This is a genomic window from Spirillospora sp. NPDC046719 (assembly GCF_040645715.1).
In the GTDB taxonomy this organism is placed as follows: Bacteria; Actinomycetota; Actinomycetes; order Streptosporangiales; family Streptosporangiaceae; genus Spirillospora.
In genome coordinates, this window is sequence record NZ_JBEYYT010000549.1 from 1 (window position 1) to 5,335 (window position 5,335).

Here is a 5,335-nt window from a genome sequence, read left to right on the forward strand (position 1 = left end):
TCGCGGCCGGCGGCACCCCCTCATTCGTAGGCTTCATCCGGGGTGTCCGCTCCCCTACTTGAACGCCTTGGCGGCCGCGGCCTCCAGCTTGGCCTGCGTCCCCTTGACGTCGGTCGGCTTGCTCACGAACTGGCGCAGCGCCTCCCACTCGCCGGCGCCCGGCGTCGCGCCGAACGCGGCGGGCGCGAGGTCGGACATGTCGTAGCGGGCGGCGTCGCCGGCCTGCTGCATCTGCTGGATCAGCTGCTTGGCGATCGGGTCGGAGTAGGCGTCCGGCGGGACGGACTTGTTCGGCGTCAGGTAGCCGCCGAGCCCGGCCCAGACCTTGCCGGCGTCCGCGGAGGCGAGGAACTTCATCAGCGCCTGCGCGCCCTTGCCGTCCTTCATCGCGACCGCGACGTCACCGCCGATGACCGCCGGGGCGGTGTCGCCGGCCTTCGGGAAGGCGAACACCTTCGCGTCGGTGCCGACCTTGGCCTTGGTGGTGCCGATGTTGGCCGCGGCGAAGTCGCCGCCGTAGGCCATCGCGGCCTTGTTCTGGCCGAAGACCTGCGTGATCGACTCGTCGAACTTGGTCTTGGTCGCGGTGGCGACGCCGCCGTTGAGGAACTGCGGCTTGCCCCAGATCTCGGCGAGCGTCTGCAGCGCCTTGGCGACCGTCGGGTCCGTCCACTTGATCTCGTGCTTGGCCAGCTTGTCGTAGTTGTCCGGGCCGGCCTGCGAGAGGTAGACGTTCTCGAACCAGTCGGTCAGCGTCCAGGAGTCCTGGGGGCCGGCGGCCAGCGTGAACGGGGTGGTGCCCGAGTCCTGCAGCGTGCCGGCGTCCTTCACCAGGTCGGCCCAGGCCGCCGGGGGCTGGACGCCCGCGTCGGAGAACGCCTGCGGCCGGTACCAGATGATCGACTTGTAGGCCGCCTTGGCGATCACGCCGTAGGTCTTGCCCTGGTAGGAGCCGAGGTCCTTCCAGTACGGCGAGAAGTTCTGCGACACCTCCGACACCACGTCGTCGGCCAGCGGCTTCAGCTGGCCCTTGGCGGCGTACTGCTGCATCAGGCCCGGCTGCGGCAGGATCGCCACGTCCGGCGGGTTGTGCGCGGCCAGCTTCGGCCCGAGGTAGGCGTCGGTGTTCTCACCGGTCGAGGCGTACTGGACGGTCGCGCCCGTCTGCTTCTCGAACGCCTGCAGGACCTTGCGGAAGTTGGTCTCCTCCGTCCCGGTCCACTTGGCGGCCACCGAGACGGTGACGCCCTTCAGCTCCGTCCCCCCGGAGGTCTTCGAGCCGCCGCCCTTGTCGTCGTCGCCACCGCCGCACGCGGCCGCGGCCGACAGCAGCAGCCCCGCCGCGACGGCGGCGCCCACCGTCCGGTGGCCCATCCCTCTGCTGACCCTCATCCCTCATCCTTCCTGAGCGAACCGGCCGCGTCCGATCCCCAGATCGACGCGCCGGACTCGATATCGAAGAAGTGCAGGCGACCGGTGTCGACGCGGATCGTCACCGGGTCGCCGACCTTCACGCGGGTGCGGGGGCTGAACCGCGCGACCAGGTCCGTGCGGGGCCGCTCCATGTGCCCCAGCACGTCGGTCCCCGCGTCGCGGGCGAGCTCCTTGGTGTCCTCGGTGACGACCTGGGCGGCCTCGACCGCGAAATGGACCAGCACGTCCGAGCCCATCGCCTCCACGAGGTCGGCGGTGGAGGTGAGCCCGGACCCTTCGGGCGTCTCCACGAGCTCGGAGTCCTCCATGTCCTCGGGACGGATCCCGACGACGACGTCGCGCCCGAGGTAGGAGGCGAGACCGGGGCGCTCTTGCAGCACCGCGGCCGGCAGCGTCAGGGTCTGGCCGCCGATCTCCAGGCGCGGGTTCGCCGCGTCCCCGGACAGCGCGCCGTGCAGCAGGTTCATGGCGGGTGAGCCGATGAAGCCGGCGACGAACAGGTTCGCCGGCCGGTCGTAGAGCTCCTGCGGCGGTGCCACCTGCTGGAGCTCGCCCTTCTTCATCACCGCGACCCGGTCGCCGAGCGTCATCGCCTCGGTCTGGTCGTGCGTGACGTAGATCGTGGTGACGCCGAGGTCGCGCTGGATGCGGGCGATCTCCGCGCGCATCTGGACGCGCAGCTTGGCGTCGAGGTTGGACAGCGGCTCGTCCATCAGGAACGCCTGCGGCTCGCGGACGATCGCGCGGCCCATCGCCACCCGCTGGCGCTGGCCGCCCGACAGGTTGCGCGGCTTGCGGTCCAGGTGGTCGGTCAGGCCGAGGATCTCCGCGGCGCGGTCGACCTTCTCGCGGATCTCGGCCTTGGGCAGCTTGCGCAGCGACAGCCCGAACCCGATGTTGTCCCGCACCGACAGGTGCGGGTAGAGCGCGTAGCTCTGGAAGACCATGGCGACGTCGCGGTCGCGGGCGGGGACCCGGTTGACGACGCGGCCGCCGATCGTGACGGTGCCCTCGGAGATGTCCTCCAGGCCGGCGACCATCCGCAGGGCGGTGGTCTTGCCGCAGCCGGACGGTCCGACCAGCACCAGGAACTCCCCGTCGGCGATGCTGAGGTTCAGGTCGGTCACGGCCCGCGTCCCGTCGGGATAGACCTTCCCGACGCTGGTCAGGTCGACCTCTGCCACGGCGTCTCCTCTGCTCGACAAGCGCTACCCCGGCGTAACTCGAAACAAGGTGGTACATGGCGGGACGGCCGGACCGCAATACACGCGGCACCGGCTGGCGCATTTAGTACAGAGATCGTTACCGGCCTGTTTCCGGGTCATTTTCCGCCGACCGAAAACAAGCAGAAGGCGCGGACGAAAACGTCCGCGCCTTCGCGCCCTCACACCCCGGAGGCCCCGGGAGGCCGGAGGTTCAGCCGACGACCACCAGGCCCCGCTCCGTCACGTTCATCGGCTCGTGGCCGTCCTCGGTGCACACGACGATGTCCTCGATGCGCGCGCCGTGCGGGCCCGGGTAGATGCCGGGCTCGATCGAGAACGCCATTCCCGGCTCCAGCGGCTCGCGGTTGCCCGCCACGATGTACGGGTCCTCGTGCGACTCCAGGCCGATGCCGTGCCCGGTGCGGTGGAAGAAGTGCTCGCCGTGCCCCGCCGCCGCGATGACGTCGCGGGCCGCCGCGTCCACCGCCTCCGGCGTCACGCCCGGCCGGACCGCCTCGCGGGACAGCCGCTGCGCCTCCTCCAGCACCGCGAAGTAGGCGGCGTAGTCGGCGGGCGGCTCGCCCACGCAGTAGTTGCGGGTGGAGTCCGAGCAGTAGCCGCTCGGCATCGTCCCGCCGATGTCGACCACCACCGGCTCGCCCGCGCGGATCACCCGGTCCGACAGCTCCGCGTGCGGGTTCGCGCCGTTCGGGCCCGACCCGACGATGACGAAGTCGACGGCCTCGTGGCCCTCCGCGATGATCGCGTCGGCGATGTCCCGGCCGACCTCCCGCTCCGTCCGGCCGGCCCGCAGGAACTCCGGCACGCGCCGGTGCACCCGGTCGATCGCCGCGCCGGCCTCGCGCAGCGCGGCGACCTCGGCCGCGCTCTTGCGCATCCGCAGCTCCCGCAGCACGCCGCCCGCCGCGACCTGCTCGGCGCCCGGCATCGCGGCGCGGAACCGCAGCGCCATCACCGCCCACATCCGGTCGGCCACGCCCACCGACGCCAGGCCGCCCGGCAGGCGGCGGGCGACCAGCGCGTACGGGTCGTCGGTCTCGTCCCATGGGACCAGTTCCACGCCGAGCGAGCCGGCGGGCGACTCCTGCGCCGCCGGCAGCTCCAGCCGCGGCACGACCAGGAACGCCTCGCCGTCCGCCGGCACCACCAGGCAGGTGAGCCGCTCGAGCTGCTTGGCGTCGTAGCCGGTGACGTAGCGCAGGTCCGGGCCGGGCGTCAGCAGGACCGCGCCGAGGCCCGCCTTCGCGGTCGCCTCGCGCACCCGCCCCAGCCGCTCGCGCGGATACAACTCCGTTGTCACATCCGTCTCCATACCGGTCGCGGTGCCGGGCCGCCCCGCCGCCGGGCGTGGGCCGCGCCGCGGATCACCGCTTCCTCCTCCCCTGTGACCTGCTCCTGTTACATTCTGTCCGTGCTCCGACACAGTTCGCACCGCCTCGGATACCGCACCAGGATCCCAACAACGCCGCCGGGCCGCCGCCCCGGCCCGCCCGCGCCGCCGCGCCGCGGCTGAGCCGATGCGGCGCACCCGAGACACCGCCGGACGCGAGGATACGTCGGCGGCCCGCGTCCCCGCCCTCGCCGAGCGGCCCGCCGCCGAGCAGGCCCCTGCTGGACAGGCCACCGTCGAGCAGGCCAAGGGCGTGCTGGCGGAGCGGTTCGGCTGCGACGTGGAGACCGCCTACGACCGGCTGCTGGAGCTCGCCGCCGGAGCCGGCGTGGAACCCGAGACGGCCGCCGCGCTGCTGCTCGGCGCCGCCCCGAACGCACCGGCCCAGGCCCGCCTCTCTGCCGCGCCGGCGTCCGGCCGGGCTCCGGACCACGGCGACGTGCCGCTTCCGCGCACCACTTCCCCCGGCGACCCCGCCGGCCCGGAGGACGACGCCGATCCCGCCACCCGGCTCGCGCTCATCGAGCGGCTCGGCGGCCTCGGCTGGGGCCGCTGGGACCTGGCCACCGGCGGGGCCCGCTGGTCCGCCGGGCTGTACGAGCTGTTCGGGCGGGACCCCGCCGCCGGGCCGGTGGCCCTGGACCGGCTCGCCGAGCACGTCGTCCCCGCCGACCTGCGGCACGCCGAGCACTTCACACGCGCCCTGCTCGGCCGCCGCGAGCCCGCCGACGCGGAGTTCCGCGTCCGCGCCGGGGGCGCCGTCCGGCACCTGCGCGCGATGGCCGAGCCGGTCCTGGACGCCCGCGGCGAACCCGTCGCGCTGCGCGCCGTCTTCCAGGACGCCTCGCGCGGCCGCTGCGACGAGCTGCTGGCGGCCACCCGGCTCCAACTGGTGCGGCAGCGCCGCCGCGTCGCCGAGGAGCGGCGCACCGCCGTGGAACTGCAGCGCGCGCTGCTGCCGCTCCCCCGCGGCCCGCGCGACCTGCCGGGGCTGCGCGCCGCCGTCCGCTACCTGCCCGCGTGCGGCGCGACGCGGGTCGGCGGCGACTGGTACGAGGCGACCCCGCTGTCCGGCGGCGAGGTCTTCCTCGCGATCGGCGACGTGGCCGGGCACGGGCCGCCCGCCGCGGCCGGGATGGCGCGCGTCCGCAACGCGCTCAGCGGCCTGGCCTGCACCGGCGCGCCGCCCGACCGGCTGCTGGCGGCGCTGAACCGGATGCTGCTGAACCGGACGCCGCTCGACGAGCCCGCGAGCGGGCGGGACCGGCCGCTGACCGCGAGCGCC

The 5,335-nt window shown here is 73.8% G+C and carries 4 protein-coding genes; 1 reads left to right on the forward strand and 3 read right to left on the reverse strand.

The features are described from left to right. Positions 1-54: 54 nt before the first annotated feature. The 3 genes from ABZ914_RS45675 to ABZ914_RS45685 all read right to left on the reverse strand — a co-directional run bounded on the left by ABZ914_RS45675 (position 55) and on the right by ABZ914_RS45685 (position 3,960). Positions 55-1,392: an ABC transporter substrate-binding protein gene (locus tag ABZ914_RS45675; protein WP_500200927.1), complete on the reverse strand. Its 1,338-nt coding sequence runs from the start codon at positions 1,390-1,392 to the stop codon at positions 55-57. Continuing rightward, positions 1,389-2,618, reverse strand: a complete 1,230-nt coding sequence (locus ABZ914_RS45680) for an ABC transporter ATP-binding protein (RefSeq protein ID WP_433251944.1) — start codon at positions 2,616-2,618, stop codon at positions 1,389-1,391. The genes ABZ914_RS45675 and ABZ914_RS45680 overlap by 4 nt, the downstream gene beginning before the upstream one ends. A 232-nt stretch (positions 2,619-2,850) precedes the next feature. Then, a complete protein-coding gene (locus ABZ914_RS45685) occupies positions 2,851-3,960 on the reverse strand; it encodes a M24 family metallopeptidase (RefSeq protein ID WP_347256981.1) in 1,110 nt (369 codons plus the stop codon). Between the two features lie 217 nt (positions 3,961-4,177). Between ABZ914_RS45685 and ABZ914_RS45690 the strand changes: the two genes are divergently transcribed. Continuing rightward, positions 4,178-5,335: SpoIIE family protein phosphatase (locus ABZ914_RS45690; RefSeq protein ID WP_500200928.1), on the forward strand; the 1,158-nt coding region annotated here is incomplete at its 3' end.